We start from the raw sequence: 22,647 nt of genomic DNA, 5'->3' as shown, positions 1-22,647 counted from the left end.
TTTAATAATATACCATGTGCAATTTCTGCAGTCAACACTTTATCTATATTTTTTTCAGATTCTTTTACGAGCTTAGTGATACGTATATTTTATCTCCTTTTACAAAGTATATAAGAAATCAATCACTAGAAAAGAAATGAGGTGTGCTATGTATTACTACAAAGAAGTGCTGATAAATATCATTAAGCCGGACAAGCCAGACCCGGCAGCTGCTAAGGTCCTGCAGGAAATATTAGGCGGACATTACGGTGAAATGCGTACGATGATGCAGTATTTTTTCCAAAGCTCTAATTTCAGAGGAAAACAGAAACAGTACCGCGATCTGCTCCGTGGCATTTTTTTAGAGGAAATTGCCCACGTTGAACTGGTGCAAAACACAATTAATGCTTTATTAGATGAATCAGGCGGTGCAGGTGTCGGCAGTCAAGGTGCAGATCAGGCACCACTTGATGAAGCGATTAAACATGCTAATCCTCATCATTATATTATTGGGGCGCAAAGTTCCCTTCCTGTTGATGCAGGAGGCAATCCGTGGAATGGGTCATGGGTGTATAACCATGGAAACTTAATTACAGACCTGCTGGATAACTTGCTTCTTGAGTCAACAGGCGTGCTGCAAAAAACAAGAATTTATGAAATGAGTTCTAACCAGACGTTTCGGGAGACTCTTGCTTTTCTGATTGTACGTGACAATGCTCACCAGAATGCGTTTGCGAAAGCGCTCGAGACATTGGGTGTTGAGTGGGCGAAGCTCTTACCCGTGCCGAATTACGACATTAATAAATATCCTGAGTGCAGAAAGTATGTTGAATTAGGCTACCACAATGCACAGTTTAATTTCAGATTGGATGAGACAAGAATCGGCGACATCTTTCAAGGAACATCTCCGAGCAGAAATGGCGGAGAGTTACAAGTAATAGAGCCTCCGGCAGGGTTCCCTGTACCAGTGCTTCCGGAAATGCCGAATGAACACAGTCCTGGGTTAGGCGATATGAATGCCTAATCAGGTATGAAGGTGCTCAAGAAATTTCTTGAGCACCTTCTGCTTCGAATTCATTCAACGATAGGCGTTAAAGAATCACCATTCCATATCTCTCCCTTATTGAGTGTCCAGCTGTGGTTATATAGACCTGATGCACCCTTGTTTGCAGCTGGGCTCCACTCATCATTCCATGCCAGAAAGTAAATGGTGTTAGGATATTTTTGTTTTATTGCATTGATCAACAGGCTGTAATCGAAGCTGCCGTTTGCATTTTGCGGGCCGACTTCTGTAAAGGCAAATGGTTTGTTAAGCGCTATTAGCTGATCGTATCCGTTAATCGAATAGGCATCTTGAAAATATGCATCTAATCCGACAATATCCACGTAAGACGCCCCCGGGTAAAAATCGGTTTTAAAATCTCGATTGGCGTCGGGAGAATAAACCCAAAGCAAATGATCAAGTCCTCTTGTGTCGGTCATATAATGATAGATTTTCTTGTAGAGCTGTTTATATAGGGAGATTCTTTCATTATCCTTTTGATTATATGATGTAAGTCCCCACCAAAACCATTCACCGTTCATTTCATGCAGCGGCCTGAACAGAACAGGCACACCTTGGTTCTCCAGTTCTTGAAGTCCGTCAGCAATTTTGCTGAGCATAGCATTCAGCCGCTTCCCTTCCGCTGTTGATGAATCTAATATGTTTTTATACTGATCGTTTGTGATCGGTGTTTTAAAATGCCCTGACTGAAAAGCCGGATTCGCCAGGTGCAAACTGATTTGCGGGATTCCTCCGCTTTTCCAATACGAAAGTAAATCGCTGTTGCAGCTTACATCAATCGAATCTTCAATATTTGCAGTTTCAAGCCACCCTCTTGCATAATCACAGCCGTAAATAGCAGGTGATTGTCCGGCAGTGCTTCGGATTCTATCAGCTTCAGCCATAGAGAATGTGTCATGACTGTACCCTCCAAACGCTCCGGAAAGGACTTTGTTTTCTGTTCGATTCGGCAGATGAGCCAGCCAGTTCATCACTGCTTTTGTTGTCTGCTGTGCATTAGGATTTACAGGCGACACAGTATGAGCTTCAATTGGTTTTGCCGTAATACAAGACGCAAGTAAAAATAAAATGAGCAAAGAGATCGTATGTTTCTTAAACAAATGCAATTCCCCCATTCATTAAGGATGAGATATCATCAACTCACACGTTCCTTCTATTGAAAACTCGCCAAATTGCGCAGGCAAAATAAAGTGTGAGCCTGCATTGTACTCATACTGAATACCATTATTTACGATTCGTCCTGATCCGCTCAGAACACTCCCCAGCAAATAGGTTTGATGAGAAGGAAAAACAGCTCGGCCGCTAATCCTCCATTTGTAAACTGAGAAATAATCCGATTGTACATAAACAGTGATCACCGCGTTACCAACTTCTTTCACTTTCGGTGTATGCACTTTATCGATATGCGGTATCGTTATGACTTCCAGGGCTTTTTCTATATGAAGAGTTCTTTTTTGGCCCTGGTCATTACAGCGGTCATAATCGTATACGCGATACGTTGTATCAGAGTTTTGCTGGATTTCAAGGACAAGGGTTCCCTCACATAAGGCATGGAGCGTACCGCTTGGCACATAAAAGAAATCTCCGGGGTTGATTTTGATTCGCCTCAGCAGCCCGTTCCAATCGCCACTTTCCATTCGCCGTTTAAAATCTTCCATTGTGCTTGCGTGATGGCCTAAAATCAGTTCTGCGTCTTTTTTGCAATCAATAATATACCAGCACTCCGTTTTTCCGAGATCGCCGTTTTCGTGCAGTATCGCATAATCATCATCAGGATGTACCTGCACGGAGAGATCCATATTGGCATCCAGCAGCTTTACCAGCAGCGGAAACACCTTTCCATCTGGAAAACCGAAAACCTCCGGATGATCCTGCCATACTTGATCAAGTGTCTTTCCTGCCAGCGGGCCGTTTTGAACAGCCGACGAGCCATGGGCATGTGCAGAAACGGCCCAGCACTCACCTGTTTTTTCTGAGGGTATCGCGTAGCCGAAGGCATCCCGAAGCTTTGTTCCTCCCCATATTCTCTTTTTAAAGACAGGCTCCAAAAATAAAGGGTGCTTCATGACCGCACCTCCCCGGAAGCTTGCTCTGCTTGTAAAGCCTGATGCGCTAAAACAAGCGTGCCGATGATTCCGGCGTTACTGCCTAAACGTGGAGGTACAATATAATCTCTTATACTATCTGATAATTCAGAAAAATCTAGGTAGCTGTTCATAATTTTCGGCACATATTGATAAATATAAGGAAACACTTGTTTCTGATTCATGACGCCGCCGCCAAGAATAATTTTTTTAGGTGCAAGGATCAAAATATACTGAGCCAGCGCTTGGGCAATATAGTACCCTTCCAGTTCCCAGACTCGAGTTATTTCTGATAAATCAGCAGCTTTTTTTCCCCAGCGCGCTTCTATGGCAGGACCGGAAGCCAGACCTTCAAAGCAATCCTTATGATACGGGCACTTTCCTTGGTATACATCATCCGGGTGCCTCCGGATATAAATATGGCCCATCTCTGGGTGTGACAGCCCCTGAAGGAGCCGGCCCTCTACAATTGCGCCCGCACCAATGCCAGTGCCAATCGTTATATACAGGCAGCTGTTGAGATCCCTCGCTTCACCAAAAAGGAATTCACCCAGCGCCGCAGCATTGACATCCGTACTAAAACCGACTGGGATTTTCATTTCATTCTTAACGGTTTGCAAAAAGGGATAGTGTCTCCAGCCCGCTTTCGGTGTGGCCGTAATGGTTCCGTATGTTTTACTGGTTTTATCGTTATTAACGGGACCAAAGGAGCCGATGCCGATAGCCTGTAAAGAAAATTGGCGAAAATATCGAATCACTTTCTCTATCGTTTCATCCGGCATCGTTGTGGGGAACTCTATCCGGTCAATGATCGTTCCATCTTCTTTACCGACAGCACAAACAAACTTTGTGCCGCCTGCTTCAATACCGCCAAGCATGCAGATGGCCTCCTTGTTGTCTCCGCAATCAGCGCCGTATGTTTACAGAAGTAACAACAAACTTGTCATGCCGATGACGTGAAAAGGAATACTCAAATGGAATGCCGTTGTCTAAGAAGCCCACATGTTCAACTTCAAGAATTGGATCATCCTGTTTGCAGCCCAAATGCTGCTGGTCAATATGATCAGATTTGCAAGCTCTGATTTTCCGATGCGTTCCGGCGATTTTGAGCTGCAGCTCGTTTGTGATGTGGTTGTAGATCGAATCATGAAGAACATCATCATTAATGCCCGGTATTAAATGAGTCGGCATATATGTTTTTTCCAAGACATAGGGCTCTCCCTCTACAATCCGAAGCCGAACGAGATAATAAACGGGTGTCTTCTGATCGATGGACAAATGGGCAGCCACTTCCTCTGTTGGAAATTGCACTTCAAACTGAATGACCTTGCTTTTAATTTCCTTATCTTTCAACAAGTTAGTCAATCCCAGAATCTCGTTGCTGACTACATGGACATGGTCATCCTGTATCGCTGATTGAATAATAAACGTGCCATGGCCCCGTTTTCTAAACAGCAGACCCTCGGCAACTAAATTATCCAAGGCCCTCTTCATCGTCATGCGGCTTGAGTTAAATTCTTTTGCAAGAGATACTTCATCAGGAATGGGCTGATCAATCGGATATACGTTATTTTTGATTCTATCTCTCATTTCATTTGCAATGATTTCGTATTTATTCATTGGTATCCTCCGGCAGCTGTTAGAGTATGATATCACATAAGCTTTTACGGATATCATAAGTTCTTTTCCCTATTTCATCAATGTTGCGGCTGTTCGTGATCTCTATTCGTCATGATGATTGCCGGAAGATCTGGATCTTTGGGAAATCTAGAAACCGTGTTGCTCAGCAACCTTTTTGAACCATTTTCCGCTCTTTTTGACGGTCCTTTCCCCGTCTTTCTCGAGGTTGACTGACACAAACCCGTATCGGTTTTTATAGGCATTTGTCCAAGACCAGTTGTCCATGAACGTCCATAAGTGATAGCCTTTTACATTTGATCCTTCCTGTATGGCACGGTGAATCCATTTGAGGTGCTCTTTCATAAATTCAATCCGGTAATCATCTTGAATAATGCCTTGTTCATCCCTGAAGCGTTCCTCGCCTTCAACTCCCATCCCGTTTTCAGAAATAAAGCACTCGATGTTCCCGTAGTTTTCTTTTAAATTGATCAAAATATCATAAACGCCTTTTTCGTAAATCTCCCAGCCGCGATGAGGATTCATTTTGCGGCCCGGCATGACGTAAGGATCAAAATACCTGTCGGGCAAAAAAGGAGCGTCGGGATTCGGAAGATGTTCTTTTGCCTTTACACGTCTCGGCTGATAATAATTCACACCCAACAGATCAACCGTATTGTGTTTGATGACCTCAAGATCTTCTTTCTTATAGCAGGGCAAAAAGCCTTCGCTCTTTAAAATCTCAACCAGCTCTTTTGGGAATTCCCCTTTGACAGAAGGGTCTAAAAAGGATCTGTTAAAAAACGCGTCTGCTATTTCCCCTGCTCTTACATCCGCCGGATGGCTGCTTCTTGGGTATGAAGGGGTCAAATTTAAGATGATGCCGATTTTTCCGTCCTGCTTCATCTCCCTGTAAGCCTGAATGGCTCGGGCACTTGATAGCATTGTGTGAAATCCGACCTGGACGGCTTCTTTAAAATCAACCTTGTTTGGATAATGAAAATCATATAAGTATCCGCCTTCTACTGGGACGATCGGTTCATTATGCGTAAACCATTTTTTCACCCGATCGCCAAATAAACGAAAGCTTGTTTTCGCATAGTTTTCATAAGCGGCAACCGTTTCTCTGTTTACCCAGCCGCCGTTTTTTTGAAGTTCCATCGGCATATCAAAATGAAACAAATTGACAAAAGGTTCTATTCCGTTCACGATCAACTCATCAATGACACTACTATAAAAATCCACGGCTTTGACATTGATCTCGCCTATTCCGTCCGGTATTAAACGCGACCAGGAAATCGACATTCGGAACGAGTTGTGGCCAAGCTCCTTCATCAGCCTGATATCTTCTTTATAGTTGTCGTAAAATCGAGATGTAGCTGCAGGCCCGACATGATCAAAAAAACGATGCGGTTCTTTTTCAAACCAATAATCCCATATATTCTGCCCTTTTCCGTCTCTATCGGCGGCACCCTCCGTTTGTGTTGCTGAAGCGGACGAGCCCCACCAAAAATCTTTCGGAAAACGATATTGTTCTGTTTGTGCCAAGTCTCTCTCCCCTTATGTCACATTTTGATACTATTATCATTTTGCTGGGCAGCTGTTTCCTGCACAGCCTGTTCCTTTTCTTTTGCCAGATTTAATTTATCCATTGCTTTCAGGAACGGAAACCATATCACGAAGACAATCAGCAGATTGACAAGCTGCATCACGCCCCCCATGATCGAGTTCGTCGCCATGATGCCATTAATGAATAATGGAACCGTCCACGGCACCGTTACACCAGTCGGAGGCGGAACGAGCCCCGCTGACATGGCCAGATAGGTGACGAGCGTAACAACCATCGGCGCCAACACCCAAGGCACAATAATGATCGGGTTCATGACAATCGGAAGCCCGAAGATAATCGGTTCGTTTACGTTAAAAATACCGGGGGCGAGGCCGAGTTTCGATACTTGCTTCATCTGCCTGCTTTTCATGAATATGAGAATGGTAAACACAATCGCAAGCGTCATCCCGGTTCCGCCCATCCCTACTGTATAAATCTCCATAAACGGTTTTGAAATAATATGAGGGATTTCTTTTCCCGCCGTGTAAGCAGAAAGGTTTTCTACTTGCAGTGTATTCCAAATCGGGTCCATCACGGAGTTGATAATAATCTGTCCGTGCAGTCCGAAAAACCAAAGGATTTGAATGAAAAACACGGCAATCAGCGTCGGGATGATACCGCTTCCAAGTCCGACAAGCGGCGCCTGAATCGCATGATAAATAACGTCGTGCATATTTGTTTTAAAAAGCTGTGTCACCAGAACGTTAATCAGCAAAAACACTGTCAATGTAATAAAAGCCGGAATAAGTGCGGCAAATGATTTTGCTACAGCAGGCGGAACACCGGCAGGCATTTTGATCGTCAGGTTTTTTTGAACAATTCTTCTGTAGATTTCACCTGAAAGAAATGCCGTAATCATGCCAAGAAACATCCCTTTTGCACCGAGACGGTCGACCGGGATAACCCCTGTAATGGCATCTCCTGTTTCCGGCTGAACGATAAATGGCGTTAAGAGCAAAAAGGATACCAAAGCGATCGCGCCGCCAAATACAGCTTCAACCTGATAGCTTTTTGACAGGTAGTAGCCTATCCCGAATACGACGAAGACAGACATAATGCCCATAGTCGCTGTGGACGCAATGCCGAAATGAGACTGAAACGATGTAAGCATTGAAGCATTCATGATTTTGTTTAAGAACGGCAGGTTCGTTAACACCACAAAAATGGAACCGAATATCGTAAGCGGAAAAGCCAGCATGAATGCATCACGCAGCACTTGCAAATAGCGGTTATTGTTTAACCTCCCTGCAATTGGAACAAGGAATTGGCTGATTTTCTCGAACACCCTATCCACCCCGATTTTTTTTATAGATTCTTTGTTTTAAAGAGATCAAGCAGTTCTTTCACTAATTCTTTCATGGTTAATGTTGACATCAGATGATCCTCCGCATGCATGAGCAGCAAGGAGAAAGCCGCCTCTTCCCCGCCGGATTCTTTCTGTATCATTTGAAAGTGAATGTCATGGGCTGCGGATAAATCCTGCTCAGCCTTGGCAATGAGGGCATCCGCCTCCTCCTTGTTCCCTTCCTTATAGGTGCGCAGAGATTGTATGATGGAGCTTCGGGCATTGCCGCTGTGCAGGATAAGCTGAAAACTGATTTGTTCGTCAGTTAAATTCGTGATTTTCATCTGTTCCATTATTGATTCTCCATTAAGGACAATGCTTGCTCATACGCTTTTTTGCCATCTGCCATTCCGTAGGCCATCATGTCAATGACTTCAACCCGAATGTTGTATTGATCCGCCTCTTTTTGGAGTTCGCTTTTCAGAAAGCTCATTTGCGGGCCGATCAAAACGGCATCTGCTTTTCTCATATCTTCTTTCGCCTTATCTTGGCCGACTGCCCAAATCTCCGCTTCCTCTCCGATGGATTGTGCGTATTCCTTCATTTTTGTCACCAATAAACTGGTAGACATTCCTGAACTGCACGCCAGTAATATTTTTTTCAACTGCTATCCCCCCTTGTGATTAAAACGCTTACAATTTTTATTATAGTCATTATTTTTTAAATGTCTATACTTTTAAAAAATAAATATAATCATTTACTTGTCCGGTTCATCGATTTGTAAATTTTTCTATGGAAGATTCATTCATAATGTGATACACTCATCAACAGAAACGAATCAATTAAATAGCTATTATCACTTGTATAACCTCAATAATATGGTTTGAGGGTGTCTACCAGGAACCGTAAAATCCTGATTACAAAAATTGTTTATGACATTTTTTGTAATCAGGATTTTTTTATTTGTCAAAACTTTTAAGTAAAGGAGTTTGTTATGAATTTTAAAGTTTTCCTACTTGCAGCTTCTACGATTGCAGTCGGATTGGTTGAGTTAATTGTGGGAGGAATTCTTCCTCAGATCGCAAATGATTTAGACATTTCCATTGTCTCAGCCGGGCAGCTGATCAGTGTGTTTGCGCTGGGATATGCAGTGTCAGGGCCGCTGCTTTTGGCATTGACTGCGAAGATTGAGCGGAAGCGTTTATATTTAATTGCCTTATTTGTTTTCTTCCTAAGCAATCTTGTCGCCTATTTCAGCCCTAATTTTGCAACACTGATGGTATCTAGGGTATTGGCAGCAATGAGTACAGGGCTGATTGTTGTGCTCTCTTTAACGATTGCCCCGAAAATTGTAGCGCCTGAATACAGAGCCCGCGCAATCGGAATTATTTTTATGGGATTCAGCTCCGCTATCGCATTAGGCGTGCCGCTCGGAATCTTAATCAGCAACTCCTTCGGATGGCGCATTTTGTTCCTTGGCATCGGCCTGTTGGCACTGGTCTCCATGCTGATTATTTCAATCTTCTTTGAACGAATACCGGCGGAGAAAATGATTCCTTTCCGGGAACAACTCAAGACGATTGGCAATCTGAAAATCGCGAGTTCACACCTCGTCACGATGTTTACATTAGCTGGCCACTACACGCTATACGCTTACTTTGCGCCGTTTTTAGAAGAGACTCTTCACCTGAGCTCTTTCTGGGTCAGCATTTGTTATTTCCTTTTCGGGATATCTGCTGTATGCGGAGGCCCTTTCGGAGGAGCGCTTTCTGACCGGCTTGGTTCCTTTAAGAGCATTTTGCTGGTGACCGGTTCCTTTGCCATCATTATGTTCTTACTGCCGCTGTCTACAGCGTCTATGATTTTCTTTTTGCCTGTCATGGTGATTTGGGGTCTTCTGAGCTGGAGCCTCGCCCCGGCTCAACAAAGCTATTTAATTGAAATTGCACCAGATTCGTCTGACATTCAGCAAAGCTTTAATACATCTGCCCTCCAAGTCGGAATTGCCCTTGGCTCAGCCATTGGCGGTGTTGTTTTGGATCAGACGGGTACTGTTGTCTCAACGGCATGGTGCGGCGGATCGATTGTCATTATCGCTGTCCTGTTTGCCTTAATTTCGTTAACAAGACCTGTTCAGACAGTTAAAAAATCCTCCTTGTAAAAGGAGGATTTTTTATTATTTAGCTGAAAGCTCGTCTTCGGTCACCCATTTGTGGTTTTTCACTTTTCCACCGCTCGTTGTCGATGTATAGTCAACCATGTATACGGTTGTTTTTTCGGAGGAGTCGATCTCGGCTGTTGCTCCCTTCATGCCTTTCATATGAGAAGCCTCTAAAATCACCTGATCTCCAGGGTTTAATGTTTTATCTCCCGCGTCTTTGATTTCTTCTTGGATTACCCATTTATGATGATCTACGCGCTGCCCTCCGTTTGTCGGAGTGTAAGAGACAACATACGCCGTTGTGTCATAGGCTCCTGTCACTGTAGCCTCGGCACCTTTCATGCCTTTCATATGAGATGCATTGATGACCACTTGGCTTCCTACTTTATATTTCGGATGTTTAGATTCCTGTAATCCCTCTGGTACGTCAGCTGATCCGGAATGCTCCATTTCTTCATGTGATGACGAATCTGAATGATTTTCATGAGTGTTTTCTTTTGTGCTATTGTTATTGCCGCAAGCTGATAAAACAAAAATAAGAGATAACATCAGAATTCCCAGTGCTTTTTTAGTAATTTTCATGTTCATTCTCCTTTGGTTCATTTTTTACTGTGATTTTTGCCCGCAGACAATAAAATCGCATATCTGCAAGCAAACATGCTCTTCGATAATACTATACCCCCGAATGGTATGTAAATACGCTGATATTCTCATAAAACGTTCCCACAGTTTGTCCTATTCCCCTTGGTTGGCATAGTCAAACATGAAAAAAGCCGCTGTTACGCGGCAATTAGTGATGTAACACTTTTATATACACACCTTTTTTTGCTTTTTGATAAGCGGCCTCTCCCATTTTTCTGACGTTTTCGGATACAGCTGATGCTTTGACCCATTCGTCATGATGAAAAATGGATGGATCGATGAGGCGCATTTTCTTCTTTTGATGGAAATCGTACTGAATGTTATCTTCTTTTACTTGGATGCGGGGATGAATATGTTTAAGCAAGCTCAGTACTTCTTTATTTTTTGATGCGTGCAAGATGTCGAGTACCTCTTGATCCGTTTTCAGCAGATCTTCTGCGGATATGACATTATGCTGTAACGCAGCCTTCAACGTTTGTGCTAAATATTCATACCCATATACATTCACGGGATTCAAAAAGAAATCTATCACCTCCATGTAATACACCCGGACAAACCATTCGGCAGCTTCGATTCCATCCGGAAACATCCTTCCGTTTCTCACAATGAGGTGATCCAAAAAGGTTTGTGCTTCGCTCAGACTAATGTGCCCATATCGGTACATGTCCCGCAGCGTATAGTCTGTCCGATCGGCACAGAGCTCTGGTGCGGGCTGTTCCAGCAATGTCCATCTCGTATCGTCTGATAAAAGTTCTTCAGCATCATAACCGTGTTTTTCTAAAATTCCCGGAATCTCAGAGTGAACAATGACTTGTTGAAAGATATTTTCATGGTAGTCTTCCGCTTCATTTTCAAAGACAACATCGATTACATGGGAAAAAGCCGTGTGTGATACGTCGTGAAGCAGGCCTGCTATCTGCTCTTCTATCGTTCCTCCCAGCTTTTTGATGAGGAGCATCACGCCGATAGAGTGCTCATACCGGGTCACATCCCACTTTCGATTGACTAAAAAGCTTGCTCCGCCTTGGTAGATTCCTTTTAATCTTTGTACCGGCGCGCTCTTGATAAGCTCTTCCAGCACCTTGTCTATATGGTGCTGCCCATAAATGACATCGTTGATTTCCATGCCGTCACCTCAACATCTTTTTAGTTATTGTTATATATGATATTACACATTTTCTAAAAGGAGGATGAGGATTATCTCAAGCAGTGAGTTGTCGAAACATACGATAACCGATTTTTTTGCCAAGCATTGAGAGTCACCCGAGATGGTGATTTCCAGCGGCATTTTTCGATGTGATGAATTAGATGGCTATGCCGCTGTAGATGAGGGTGGCGAAATCATCGGTTATATTACATACGTGATACATGGAAAAGATTGTGAAATCATTTCATTAGATAGTATCATTGAAAAGAAAGGAATCGGCACAGCTTTCCTACAGCAGGTTGAAGAGACGGCTAAACATGCAAGGCTTATCACAACGAATGATAATGTACATGCGATGGCGTTTTATCAAAAGAGAGGCTATCAATTCGCCGCATTGTTTCCGAATGCAGTTGAAGAAGCGAGGCGACTCAAGCCGGAGATTCCCGAGAAAGCTGAAAACGGCATTTTGATTCGGGATAAAATTCTTTTTTCAAAGGTAATTGATTAAACGAATAGGAGTTTTTTATGTCCAGTCATTATAAATATCCTCTTATTTTCACGGCTTCCCTATTATTGGCTTTCTGCTTGATCTTTTTTTCCTATCAGCTGATTCATTATGTGCGATTGGAGTATCCGAACTGGCAGGGAGAAAGCAAAGATCGGAATTGGGAAGCTGTTTTCACAAAAAATGAAGATGCACCGAATGAATACAGCGGCAATCTTTATTGGATCGGTGATACAGATAAAGCAGACAGCACTTATGTGGAATCACTGATTGTAAAAAAAGATGATGAGGTTCTACTGAGCTCTGATACAGAAATCCCCATACGAGATTATTCCGGCGGCACTTCTCGCGATGGAAGCGCAAAAGAGGAGTCCGTTTCTTTTTTAGAGCGAATAGATGAACATGAGCTTGAAGGCCATGATATTACGATTGAAGTGAAATGGAAGCAAGGTAATCATTATTCCGCAAGTCAGTTTACCCTTAATGAAAAGACCTTATTTGATTAAAAGCAGGGATTCTCATAGAGATCCCTGCTTTCTGCTTACAAATCATCCGGTAAATGATATAGATACATCTTTAAAGCATCTGTATGTCCATTTAATACAGCTACTGTTTTTGAATGGGGACTTGTATAAATCATCGGCTTATCTTGTTCACCCATTCTCTCATTGACCTGAAAAGCCAGTCTCTCTTTATGAATCGAAAATTGTGCATTGACCCCCTCCTTATTCCCTCGGGCATCCAGCCTTACCCATTTTCTAACAGAAGAAAGATATACAGCGTTTAAAGCATGAATGCAATAACCTTTGTCCGGCGTATCGAACAGCATTAATCTTTGATAACAGAATCCTGTTGGAATTCCTTCTCCGCGCAGTAAGGCAGCGAAAAGATTTGATTTGGCATAGCAAATCCCCTCTTTGAATCTCAGAACATCTGAAGCATGACAAGTAACTCGTTTGCTTTGAATATCCCATGAATGTGATATTTCATCCCTTACGAACTCAAAAGCAATTTTCGCTTTGTCCATTTCTGTTTGAGATGAATGAAAAAGTTCAGCTGCCTTCTCCTTTATCATGGGATGGGAATAATCAACTTCTTTCGACTCACAAACATAATCACTCAGCCGGCCTGATTCACAAATCATCTTCACTTAACCCACTCCCTTTTCCTCAATTTTCCGTCATCCTCTTATTCTTGTAAATCCAATCTTTAAAATCGATTAACACTAGCTTAACAGTTTAAAAATATAATGGGGTTGTCATTGAGATTCATCTATTTTTAGGAGGTTATCCAGTTGAAAAAATTCCCGAAGAAATTACTGCCTATCGCGGTTTTATCATCTATTGCGTTCAGCAGCTTAGCCAGCGGCAGTGTGCCTGAAGCCAGCGCCCAGGAAAAGAAAAAGGGGAATCAAGACGAAATTAAGAATGTTATCGTTCTGATTGGTGATGGTATGGGTGTGTCCTATACGTCTGCTCATCGCTATTTAAAAGATAATAAAAAGACAAAGTTTGTAGAGCCTACCGCTTTTGATCAATACCTTGTCGGCCAGCAGACGACTTATCCTGAAGATCCAGAACAAAACGTAACAGATTCTGCATCTGCAGCAACGGCTATGTCAGCCGGGATCAAAACATATAACAATGCGATTGCTGTGGATAACGATGGTTCAGAAGCCAAAACAGTACTTGAAGCCGCGAAAGAGAAAGGAAAATCAACAGGACTTGTGGCCACTTCAGAAATTACACACGCCACTCCGGCCTCTTTCGGTTCACACGATCACAGCCGAAAAAATATGAACTCGATTGCCGATGATTATTTTGATGAAATGGTCAACGGCAAGCACAAAATTGATGTCCTTCTAGGCGGAGGAAAAAGCAACTTTGACCGGAAGGACCGCAATTTGATCAAGGAATTCAAAAAAGCGGGATACAGCTATGTGGATAACCGCAAGGACATGCTGAAAAATAAAGACAGCCAAGTTCTCGGCCTATTCGCTGACGGCGGCCTGCCTAAAAAGATTGACCGCACGAAGGACATTCCTTCATTAAAAGATATGACAAACACAGCGATTAAAAAATTAAGCAGGGATAAAGACGGATTCTTCCTCATGGTGGAAGGCAGCCAGATTGACTGGGCGGGGCATGACAATGATATCGTCGGCGCCATGAGTGAAATGGAGGACTTCGAACAAGCTTATAAGGCGGCTCTTGATTTCGCCAAAAAGGACAAGCACACATTGGTTGTGGCAACGGCTGACCACTCGACCGGCGGATACTCCATCGGTGCAGACGGCATCTACAACTGGTTCAGTGAACCAATTAAAGCCGCAAAACGCACACCTGACTTTATGGCAGAAAAAATCGCTGACGGCGCAGATGTTGAAAAAACATTAAAAACGTATATTGACCAAAAGAAATTGGCTTTAACTGAATCAGAAATCCAATCTGTTAAAAAAGCCGCAAAATCGAAAGAAGTGCTTGAAATCGATAATGCGATCGAGGAGATTTTCAATAAACGCTCTCACACTGGATGGACGACAGGCGGACATACTGGTGAAGATGTTCCCGTCTATGCGTACGGACCGTCTAGTGAGACATTTGCCGGCCAAATCGATAATACACAAATCGCTAAAAATGTCTTCAAGGCTTTACAATACAACATTAAGATTAACGATAAGTAAAAGAATACAAGGTGTCCCGTTGCTTGTATGAAGTAACGGGCTCTCTTTTTAATGGAGGAATCATCATGAAAAGAATTCTTTCAATTTTTGTTTTTGCCATCGTGCTTGCGGGCTGCTCATCGAACGCCAATACAGAAAAACAAAGTGCGGGCGGAGAGCAAGCGGTAAAAGCCACACCGCAAAGCACATCATCTCAAAAAGACAGTATAGATGAGTATCAGCCTAATTCCCAAGTAACTGATGACCGGTCATTGCTGAAGGTTGGCCAAACGTTTTCTGATGACAAGGGAAAAGCTGTTTTAAAGGATATCAAGCAAGTGAATCAAACCTATCAGATTGGCGACGTGGAGTTAACAGTAAAAGAAATGAAGCTGATCCATTTGCGTCCGGATTACAGCATGATTGATTATTTTCATGTGTTAACACATGATGAAGAGTTTGATTTCGTTAAGGTCTTCGTTGACATTAAGAACACATCTTCTAAGAAAGTAAATGTTGCGCCGATTGCCTTGATGAAAACAAATACAGGGGAAACCTTTGATTGGAACAAAGACATTTATCTTGAAGAGTTAAATGGCGAATTGGAAGGCGGAGCCGAAAAGTCCGGAAATCTCGGCTTTATTGTGAACGCATCAAGCGGCCATGCACATGACGAAGATGCTGATGATAAGAAGAAAGAAAAAGAGATCAAGTGGATCGAAATCACAACAAGTGACGTCTTTGACCACAACCATAAGAAAATCAGTGATGCTCAAAAAATCAAAATCAAGTTTTAAATGAAGAACTCCCGTACCAGATACGGGAGTTCTTTGCTTATTTGTTTTTTTGACGAATGAATTCATCAATCCGCTCCATCACTTCATCCATATTCATAGACTCTTGGAAGCTTTGATTGATTTTTTTAATACCTTCCGTATATTGATCGTGATGCAAAACCTCATCTACGCCCTGTTTTAATTTTTGTACATCGACTTCATCTTTAGAAATGACATAGCCTGCATGGAGTTCAGAGAGACGCTGCGCCACCATCGGCTGATCCTTGTCATGAGGCATGACAACCAGAGGCACATTGAAATGAATGCCTTCATTTACGCTGTTCATTCCGCCGTGTGTAATGAACACATCGGCATGCTCCAGCACTTCCAGCTGAGGGACATATGGGGCGATGATAAAGTTTTCCGGCGCCTTCTTTAATTTGGTCAGGTCCGCTTTTTCTCCGGCAGCGATGACGACTTTTCCGTTAAAGCCAGAAAATGCATCAATACAAAGGTTGAAAAATTCCTCCGTATTGTCCAGAACAGTCCCCATTGAAATATAAATGACCTTTTCATCTTTTAACTGTTCAATCGGGAAATCTGATTTTTCCGCTCTCTTTGGAAAGCTGGGGCCGATAAACAGACATTCATCCCCGAAACGATCGCTTTCAGGCTGAAAATAACGGCTTGTATACACTACATTCAATTCCCCTTTATTGTTCATGAATTGAACCAGGTTTTTCGGGGCAACACCGTACGTTTCTTTCATTTTTGCCAAAAGGTCTTCGCACTCTTGATCCAACTCAAGCGGGGCTCCAGAGTCAGGATGCAGCGGCAGGATTTTCAGATGCTCTTCGCCAAACAGGAAGGACGCTGATGAAGCAACCCCTGGAATATCTAAGTAATCCCTCACCAATTCCCCCGCGCCGAATTTATCATAATACACAAAATCAAATTGAATGCTCTTAGATAAGTCTTTCACAATTTGTAAAATATCCAGCGAGGTTTTGATATGGATTTTCAAGAATTCAAGAATGCCATTGGGCGAACCGACATGAATAGGTGTTGTTCGCAGCAGATCCCGGTGAAGATGGACAGTTGCTCCCGCCGCTTCTAATCGTTTTTTGTATTTTTCAGTGGAAATATAATGGACGTCATATCCCTTATCAGAAAACGCTTTTGTGATGCCTAAGGTAGGATTCACATGGCCTTCCGCAGGAAAATTTAAAATCAATACTGTCTTCATTTAGACAACTCCCTCTCACATCGTATTCTGAATCTTTGTTTGATCAGACTACTACTAATCGTAAAATGGAGACGTAATCCCACGCAAGGGACAAATGATTGAACTATTCTGCTCCTCTAGACTGAAGCAAAAAAAGACACCGAGCCCTGGTGCCTTTTTTTATACCTTTCTGATCGTAAAAAATTTCCGCAGAAGCCATGGGCCTGGCGTGAAGCCCAAGGTTAACTGCCAAGCGCCTATAGCCTGCAACCGGTATTCGCGGACGATCTGCATCTTCCGGCTCATGCTCCTGACATCTTCAAACCATACCTCATGCGTTCGCCCCTGCTGATCACTGTACCGGAAAAACGGTGATTGATATTCTGCTGAATATTGTATCGGGGTTTGGTACCTCATCGCTGTTTTGATTGCGTTTTGATTTGAAATAGCTGAAGCAACTGTACCCGGCTGGTACGGGATGATCCAGTCGTACCCGTAGAGCGGAACTCCGATAATGATTTTTCTGCTCGGCACCTGCGCAATCGCAAACTCAATGGTTCTCCTGATCTCAGTAATCGGTGCTACAGGGCCCGGCTCACTTCCGGCATGATGCCAATCATAAGCCATGATAAACATATAATTGACAACCGCTCCTATTCCTCCGTAATCGTAGCCTCTCAACCATGGGATATTATCGCTTGTTTTTGCCGGAACAGCTATCGTCAGCACATACCCTCCCGCCTGAAGACGATCTCTCAGCTGACGTAAAAAACCAGTGAAAAGATCACGATCCGCGGCGCTCACCTGTTCAAAATCGATTGTGACACCGCCATATCCCCTTGTGGAGACTAAGTAATAAATATTGTTAACTAGATTGGTTCTTGCTGTCGGATTGTTCAAGACTTGGTGAACGAGTTCTGTACTGAAGCCTTCTGATGTAAGGTTTGTTATGGTGGCAAGCGGCGTCACTCGTCTTTGCCATGTTGTCTCAATAGCGGCCGCATCATTCAGTTGGTTTGCAATGTCGCCGTTAGGTGCAATATGGTATTCGAAAATTGAAATCGAAGACGAGTATGGTGCATAATCATTGATTAATTCCCGATCGAGGTCAGGGTTTCGGAGGACGTAAAAACTTAACGTTCCCGCAATGTAATTTGAGATAGAAGGAATCGTTATTTTCGCTCCCGCTTGTAATGCATTTGGACTGATGCCAGGGTTTGCGGCCCGCAGTCGCTCTAAGGGAACAAACGCTTTTGCCGCAATGGCGGTCAGCGTGTCTCCCGGCTGGACTGTATATACATAAAGAGGGATAAGAAGAGCCTGCCCCGGCACGATATTCGTTTCGTCTAACCCATTCACACCCCGGATTTGATCAACAGAAGCACCGTAACTTCTGCCTATGGAAAACAAAGAATCACCAGGCCGGACGATATGGATAAACATGTTTAACCCCCATTATTCGTTAATAAATCCATCATAAAATGTTATTAACGGGAGCCCTTTTATATGTTTGTGAAAACAAAAAAACCAAGGAGCAGCTCCCCTTGGTACTGTATCACGCAAATCAATTCTCTTTTCCTTCTTCAAGCACTCGCTTCAAATGCTCACAGTCATGATTGAAATGAGCCATCACATACTGTTTGGCTGCTTCCTTGTTTTTCTTTTTCACTTCTTCCAATATGTTGCGGTGCTCACTCAGTATCGTTTCTGCACGGTGGTCGCCAGTATAATTAAGGATTCTGCAAAAGTGAATCAGATCATTTACATGCTCAAGCAAATTTTTCAAATGTCTGTTATGGCTAAAATCAACAAGCAGCTCATGAAACTTTTGGTTTAAATGGATGATTTCCGTATCTTCCATTCCGTTGTGAATGGCTTTTTCTGTTTCTTCAAGCTGTTTTTCAAGCATGACAAGCTCTTTCTCATCCGCTTCGTCTATGACTAACTCGACTGCCAGCTGCTCCAGCGGAATTCTGATTTTATAAATCTCATCTACATCTTTTGCCGTTAACGACGTGATAGAAAATCCATTTCGGTCATCTGCTTTTAACAAACCGTCTTTCTCAAGCAGCCGCATGGCCTCTCTTATCGGAGAGCGGCTGACGCCAAAGCTTTTCGCCAGCTGTGTTTCATTTATCCGTTCCCCCGGCTTAAAAGTCCCGTTGAAGATCATTTTTTTCAGCTGGTTATAAAATTGCAGGTAGTAAGGAGTCGGTTTGTCTAATTTAAAATCGTCCATATATAATACCTCTTTTGAATATATTCAGGGGCTTTTCTTTATCAAAATCATATAACAGATGGTAATGGGAAGCAACAAACTGCCTTGTCAGATCTCAGAATTTGAGGTACGATATGTTTGCTGAACGACGGTCGACGGACTACTGGCAACCGAAAAACTGTCATGTTTTTCTTCGTCAATAGGACACTATACCTCCGCCAGAATAGCGCACTATTACTTTTTTAGATCTTTTCAATGGAGGAAAAAATATGCTCATTATTCTTGTTATGTTTCTTCTCGGAATTATTTTAGGCTTTATTGGTGCCGGAGGAGCAGGCTTTGTCATTGCTCTTTTAACGCTTCTTTTCCATATCCCGATTCATACGGCTTTAGGCACTTCTCTCGCTGGCATGGCTTTTACAAGCTTATCAGGGGCATACAGCCATTATCGCGAGGGCAACATTCAAATGAAAATCGGCTTAATAGTCGGATGCTTTGCTGCGGTTGGCTCATTTTTCGGCGCCAAGCTGACATCTTTCATTCCGGCTGATTTGCTTCATTATTTGACGGCGGGAATGTTATTTTTATCAGCGATTCTCATTTTAATCAGATTATTTCTTTTAAAAGAGAAGGCTCAAGTGAATCAAAGCTCTCTTTCAACGTATACGAGAGCGGTCATCTTAGGAATTGTAGCAGGCGTTCTTTCCGGCACATTCGGCATCGGGTCGGCGCCTTTTATTCAAATCGGTTTAATGATTATGCTGAACCTGTCCATCCGCCATTCTGTCGGAACGACTATGCTTGTGATCATCCCTCTCGCTATAGGAGGAGGCATCGGATATATCACAGAAGGATTTGTCGATTATGTATTGCTGATCAAGGTTCTTGTCGGCACAATGTGCGGTGCCTATGTAGGCGCGAAATTCACCAACCTCATGCCAAAGGTGGTCTTAAAATCAGCCATCTTCTTGACTCCTGCGATTGCGGGCCTGCTGTTGTTATTCTAAATAAAATAAAGAAACCTGACGTCAGGGACTGACCCCCGTTTTTGAGACAGGGATCAAAACACCTTTTAAACAGCCAATTGCCGATAGTTTATCGGTGATTGGTTGTTTAGTTTCGTTTGAATACGAATATTGTTATAATAGTGAATGTATTCTATGACAGTGCGTTCTACGATGGCGGTCGTAGTTCGATCAATGCTGTTAAGATAGAACGTTTCAGACTTTAGTGAGGAATGAAACGATTCGATGGAGGCATTATCAGCGGGCGTCCCTTTGCGGGACATGCTCATGGTAATGCCTTTTGTGTTAACAGCTTTTTGATACTCGTAAGATGTATACACAGAACCTTGGTCACTATGTAACACGCAGTTCTCAGGCAGTGTTGGCAGCTGATCAAGTGTGTCTAAGACAAAGTCTGTGTCCTGCTTATCGCCAATCGTAAAAGCAATCACTTCTCCATTGTATAAATCTAATATACTGGAAAGGTACAATTGTTTCTGTCCATAAGGCAAATATGTGATGTCCGTTACTAGTTTTTCAAGAGGGCGATCAGATTTAAAGTTCCGATCCAATATATTATCGACCACGGCATATGGCTGCCCATTCTTCTTGCGCTTTTTCACCTTAACCTTGCACTGCCATTGATTTTTCTGCATAATACGTTGAACCGTTTTATGGTTAATACGCATTCTCTTTTTTAGTATGGCTGTGATTTTTCGATATCCATATCGATACCTGTGCTCTCGGCACAACGTGCCGATTTGTTTTTCCAAATGGCGCTTGGGATAATCTTTCGTCAGATTCTTCTTCCAACGATAATAGGACGCTCGAGAGATACCTAAATGAATACAGATATCCTGCACGGTCATTGTGCTGTGCAATACTTCTACAAGTTCGACTGACGTTTCGCTATCAACTTCCTTTCCAATTCGTTGTACTTTTTTAAAACTTCATTCTGTTGTCTCAGATAACGGTTCTCTGCCAGCAGTTTCTCTAATTCGGAAGAATACTCTGGACCTTTTCCGTAAGTGTATTGCTTTCCAACAGGCTGTTCGAATCGATGTATATCCCCAGCCTTATGCCATCTAACCCATGTCTGAACCTGTGTCTTATACTTAATATTCAATTTCTGCATGATCTCTTTCATAGGCACGCCTGCCAATCTCATTTCTACAGCCTGCTGTTTCACTTCAACCGGATAACTCACTCTTGTCCTCATAGAAAAAACACCTCCAAGTCTAATTTCGGATAACAATCATCCGTTTTCAAACTTGAAGGTGTTTTTATTTGTCTCATCTTATGGGGTCAGTCCCTCATGTCAGGTTTTTTTATGAGTTTTGCTCTGCTCGTTCTTTCGTTAATCCAAAAAACGCCAGTGCGCCGATGACCGCTGTCACAAACATGATCGCTCCCATCGGAATGGCTGTCGTCTCGTTAATGCCTACAAGCGGCGACACGATCGAACCGAGGAGCAGCGGGAGCATTCCGAGCAGCGCACTTGCACTTCCGGCACGGTGCCCCTGCCTCTCCATGGCAAGCGTAAACGTGCTGGTCAGAACCATGCCGATCGTAATCATGTAAATGAAAATAGATATGACTAATGTAGCGAGAGGGCCGTGAATCATGGTCATGGTCAAAAGCACAGCAGTCGCAATCATAGCCGTAATGACCGCCATGCGAAGCAAGCTCTTTTCATGAATGATTCCGCCAAAGCGCCCGATAATAAAGCTGCCCGATATAATTGCCAGGCCGTTAATGCCGAAAAGAATACTAAACACCTGAGGCGACACTCCATAGATATCCTGGTATACAAAAGGCGTACCGGACACATATGCAAAGCTTCCCCCATGAATAAACCCGACCGTTAACGCGTACCCCATAAAGGATCGATCCTTCAGCAGGCTGCCCATCGTTTTAACAGATGTTCCGATTGAGCTTGGAATCCGTTTTTCTGGCGGCAGCGTTTCTTTTAACCTCAATGCAATCAGAAGAACAAGTAAAAATCCGATGATCGTTAGCACGTGAAAGATCGTATGCCACGTTGCGAACGGCAAAAGTAAAATGGCACCGCCTGTCATTGGCGCAACCATTGGCGCAACGGCTGTAATGACCATTAACAGCGAGAAAAATTTAGAAAGCTCTCTTCCGGTAAACACATCGCGGACAATTGCGCGAGACAGCACAAGCCCTGCGGAAGCGGTAAATCCCTGTAAAAAACGCGCAGCCACTAATGTTGTAATATTGGGCGACAGCGCACAAAACAGAGAAGATAATGCAAATAAAAAAATACAGATTAATAGCGGTTTCCGTCTTCCCTGCGCGTCACTGACCGGCCCGACAATCAGCTGGCCGATCGTAAGCCCGACCAGACAGGCTGTTAAACTTAACTGTACAAGTGAAGCACTTGCTGATAAATCATCCGCGATTTCAGGAAAACTTGGCAAATACATATCTATATTAAGCGGGCCCAATATAGCAAGCATGCCGAGCAGAAACGCCAATGCCAAGCGTTCTTTTCCAGTTGGATTGTGCAGCATGTTATCAAACCTTCCCTTCAACCTAGTCCCTTATATAAAATCGATGTCAACTCCAGCGGTGGATTGGAGCTGTAAAACATTTGTATATTGTATCATAACTTTCAGCCTGTGAAAGCAGCTTTAAAGCTTGAAC

Annotated in this window: 21 protein-coding genes, 2 pseudogenes and 1 riboswitch; of the genes and pseudogenes, 7 read left to right on the top strand and 16 right to left on the bottom strand. The window is 43.1% G+C overall.

Annotated elements, in window-relative coordinates; translation table 11 throughout:
- Positions 1 to 148: 148 nt before the first annotated feature.
- Complete coding sequence (locus GYO_RS25665; RefSeq protein ID WP_014112871.1) at positions 149 to 1,003, top strand: manganese catalase family protein; 855 nt, start codon at positions 149 to 151, stop codon at positions 1,001 to 1,003.
- 50 nt (positions 1,004 to 1,053) lie between these two features.
- Here the strand turns inward: GYO_RS25665 and gmuG are convergent, their stop codons facing one another.
- The 8 genes from gmuG to GYO_RS25625 form a co-directional block, all read right to left on the bottom strand.
- Positions 1,054 to 2,142 (bottom strand): mannan endo-1,4-beta-mannosidase, encoded by a 1,089-nt coding sequence (gene gmuG, locus GYO_RS25660; protein ID WP_014112870.1) that lies wholly within the window; start codon positions 2,140 to 2,142, stop codon positions 1,054 to 1,056.
- Positions 2,143 to 2,160: 18 nt separating this feature from the next.
- The gene (gene manA, locus GYO_RS25655) at positions 2,161 to 3,108 is read right to left on the bottom strand and encodes a mannose-6-phosphate isomerase, class I (RefSeq protein ID WP_014112869.1); all 948 of its coding nucleotides are present in this window, start codon (positions 3,106 to 3,108) and stop codon (positions 2,161 to 2,163) included.
- Positions 3,105 to 4,004, bottom strand: coding sequence for an ROK family protein (locus tag GYO_RS25650; protein ID WP_014112868.1), 900 nt, complete (start codon positions 4,002 to 4,004; stop codon positions 3,105 to 3,107). Before GYO_RS25650 ends, manA begins: the two co-directional genes overlap by 4 nt.
- A 28-nt stretch (positions 4,005 to 4,032) precedes the next feature.
- Positions 4,033 to 4,746 (bottom strand): transcriptional regulator GmuR, encoded by a 714-nt coding sequence (gmuR, locus tag GYO_RS25645; protein ID WP_014112867.1) that lies wholly within the window; start codon positions 4,744 to 4,746, stop codon positions 4,033 to 4,035.
- Between the two features lie 147 nt (positions 4,747 to 4,893).
- Positions 4,894 to 6,291, bottom strand: coding sequence for a 6-phospho-beta-glucosidase GmuD (gene gmuD, locus GYO_RS25640; protein WP_014112866.1), 1,398 nt, complete (start codon positions 6,289 to 6,291; stop codon positions 4,894 to 4,896).
- A gap of 17 nt (positions 6,292 to 6,308) precedes the next feature.
- The gene (gene celB, locus GYO_RS25635) at positions 6,309 to 7,637 is read right to left on the bottom strand and encodes a PTS cellobiose transporter subunit IIC (RefSeq protein ID WP_014112865.1); all 1,329 of its coding nucleotides are present in this window, start codon (positions 7,635 to 7,637) and stop codon (positions 6,309 to 6,311) included.
- Between the two features lie 20 nt (positions 7,638 to 7,657).
- Positions 7,658 to 7,990, bottom strand: a complete 333-nt coding sequence (locus GYO_RS25630) for a PTS sugar transporter subunit IIA (RefSeq protein WP_014112864.1) — start codon at positions 7,988 to 7,990, stop codon at positions 7,658 to 7,660.
- Positions 7,990 to 8,301 carry a PTS sugar transporter subunit IIB gene (locus GYO_RS25625; protein WP_014112863.1) on the bottom strand — a complete coding sequence of 104 codons (312 nt, stop codon included), beginning with the start codon at positions 8,299 to 8,301 and terminating at the stop codon, positions 7,990 to 7,992. The genes GYO_RS25630 and GYO_RS25625 overlap by 1 nt, the downstream gene beginning before the upstream one ends.
- Before the next feature lie 176 nt (positions 8,302 to 8,477).
- Positions 8,478 to 8,577, top strand: a riboswitch (purine riboswitch).
- A 54-nt stretch (positions 8,578 to 8,631) separates the two neighbouring features.
- On the opposite strand from GYO_RS25625, the gene pbuE reads away from it, so the two are divergent.
- Entirely contained in the window at positions 8,632 to 9,798 is a 1,167-nt protein-coding gene (gene pbuE, locus GYO_RS25620; protein ID WP_014112862.1) for a purine transporter PbuE, read from the top strand.
- A 15-nt stretch (positions 9,799 to 9,813) separates the two neighbouring features.
- Here the strand turns inward: pbuE and GYO_RS25615 are convergent.
- A pseudogene (locus GYO_RS25615) lies at positions 9,814 to 10,430 on the bottom strand (YdhK family protein).
- 158 nt (positions 10,431 to 10,588) lie between these two features.
- Complete coding sequence (locus GYO_RS25610; protein ID WP_014112860.1) at positions 10,589 to 11,566, bottom strand: HD domain-containing protein; 978 nt, start codon at positions 11,564 to 11,566, stop codon at positions 10,589 to 10,591.
- 64 nt (positions 11,567 to 11,630) lie between these two features.
- On the opposite strand from GYO_RS25610, the pseudogene GYO_RS25605 reads away from it, so the two are divergent.
- A pseudogene (locus tag GYO_RS25605) lies at positions 11,631 to 12,095 on the top strand (GNAT family N-acetyltransferase).
- A gap of 17 nt (positions 12,096 to 12,112) precedes the next feature.
- On the top strand, positions 12,113 to 12,598 hold the full coding sequence (locus GYO_RS25600; protein ID WP_014112858.1) for a DUF4944 domain-containing protein: 486 nt from the start codon (positions 12,113 to 12,115) through the stop codon (positions 12,596 to 12,598).
- A gap of 35 nt (positions 12,599 to 12,633) precedes the next feature.
- On the opposite strand, the gene GYO_RS25595 is transcribed toward GYO_RS25600, so the two are convergent.
- Positions 12,634 to 13,242: a transglutaminase-like domain-containing protein gene (locus GYO_RS25595; RefSeq protein WP_014112857.1), complete on the bottom strand. Its 609-nt coding sequence runs from the start codon at positions 13,240 to 13,242 to the stop codon at positions 12,634 to 12,636.
- A 144-nt stretch (positions 13,243 to 13,386) separates the two neighbouring features.
- Between GYO_RS25595 and GYO_RS25590 the strand changes: the two genes are divergently transcribed.
- Positions 13,387 to 14,775, top strand: coding sequence for an alkaline phosphatase family protein (locus tag GYO_RS25590; protein ID WP_014112856.1), 1,389 nt, complete (start codon positions 13,387 to 13,389; stop codon positions 14,773 to 14,775).
- A gap of 65 nt (positions 14,776 to 14,840) precedes the next feature.
- Positions 14,841 to 15,551, top strand: coding sequence for a membrane lipoprotein lipid attachment site-containing protein (locus GYO_RS25585; protein WP_041520872.1), 711 nt, complete (start codon positions 14,841 to 14,843; stop codon positions 15,549 to 15,551).
- A gap of 37 nt (positions 15,552 to 15,588) precedes the next feature.
- Here GYO_RS25585 and GYO_RS25580 read toward each other — a convergent pair whose 3' ends face one another.
- From GYO_RS25580 to GYO_RS25570, 3 genes are all read right to left on the bottom strand, one after another.
- Complete coding sequence (locus tag GYO_RS25580) at positions 15,589 to 16,776, bottom strand: macrolide family glycosyltransferase (protein WP_014112854.1); 1,188 nt, start codon at positions 16,774 to 16,776, stop codon at positions 15,589 to 15,591.
- 159 nt (positions 16,777 to 16,935) lie between these two features.
- Positions 16,936 to 18,198: a glycoside hydrolase family 18 protein gene (locus tag GYO_RS25575; protein WP_014112853.1), complete on the bottom strand. Its 1,263-nt coding sequence runs from the start codon at positions 18,196 to 18,198 to the stop codon at positions 16,936 to 16,938.
- A gap of 121 nt (positions 18,199 to 18,319) precedes the next feature.
- Complete coding sequence (locus tag GYO_RS25570) at positions 18,320 to 18,994, bottom strand: GntR family transcriptional regulator (protein WP_041520871.1); 675 nt, start codon at positions 18,992 to 18,994, stop codon at positions 18,320 to 18,322.
- Between the two features lie 248 nt (positions 18,995 to 19,242).
- Between GYO_RS25570 and GYO_RS25565 the strand changes: the two genes are divergently transcribed.
- Complete coding sequence (locus tag GYO_RS25565) at positions 19,243 to 19,980, top strand: sulfite exporter TauE/SafE family protein (RefSeq protein WP_014112851.1); 738 nt, start codon at positions 19,243 to 19,245, stop codon at positions 19,978 to 19,980.
- A 65-nt stretch (positions 19,981 to 20,045) separates the two neighbouring features.
- Here GYO_RS25565 and GYO_RS25560 read toward each other — a convergent pair.
- Together GYO_RS25560 and GYO_RS25550 are read right to left on the bottom strand one after the other, a co-directional pair.
- A protein-coding gene (locus GYO_RS25560; RefSeq protein WP_087941763.1) for an IS3 family transposase occupies positions 20,046 to 21,196 on the bottom strand; the annotation gives its coding sequence in 2 pieces (ribosomal slippage) (positions 20,046 to 20,923 and positions 20,923 to 21,196; 1,152 coding nt in all).
- A 109-nt stretch (positions 21,197 to 21,305) separates the two neighbouring features.
- Positions 21,306 to 22,514, bottom strand: a complete 1,209-nt coding sequence (locus tag GYO_RS25550; protein ID WP_014112848.1) for a Bcr/CflA family efflux MFS transporter — start codon at positions 22,512 to 22,514, stop codon at positions 21,306 to 21,308.
- Positions 22,515 to 22,647 lie beyond the last annotated feature (133 nt).

This window comes from Bacillus spizizenii TU-B-10 (assembly GCF_000227465.1).
GTDB lineage: Bacteria > Bacillota > Bacilli > Bacillales > Bacillaceae > Bacillus > Bacillus spizizenii.
This window is presented reverse-complemented; position numbering and strand designations above follow the sequence as displayed.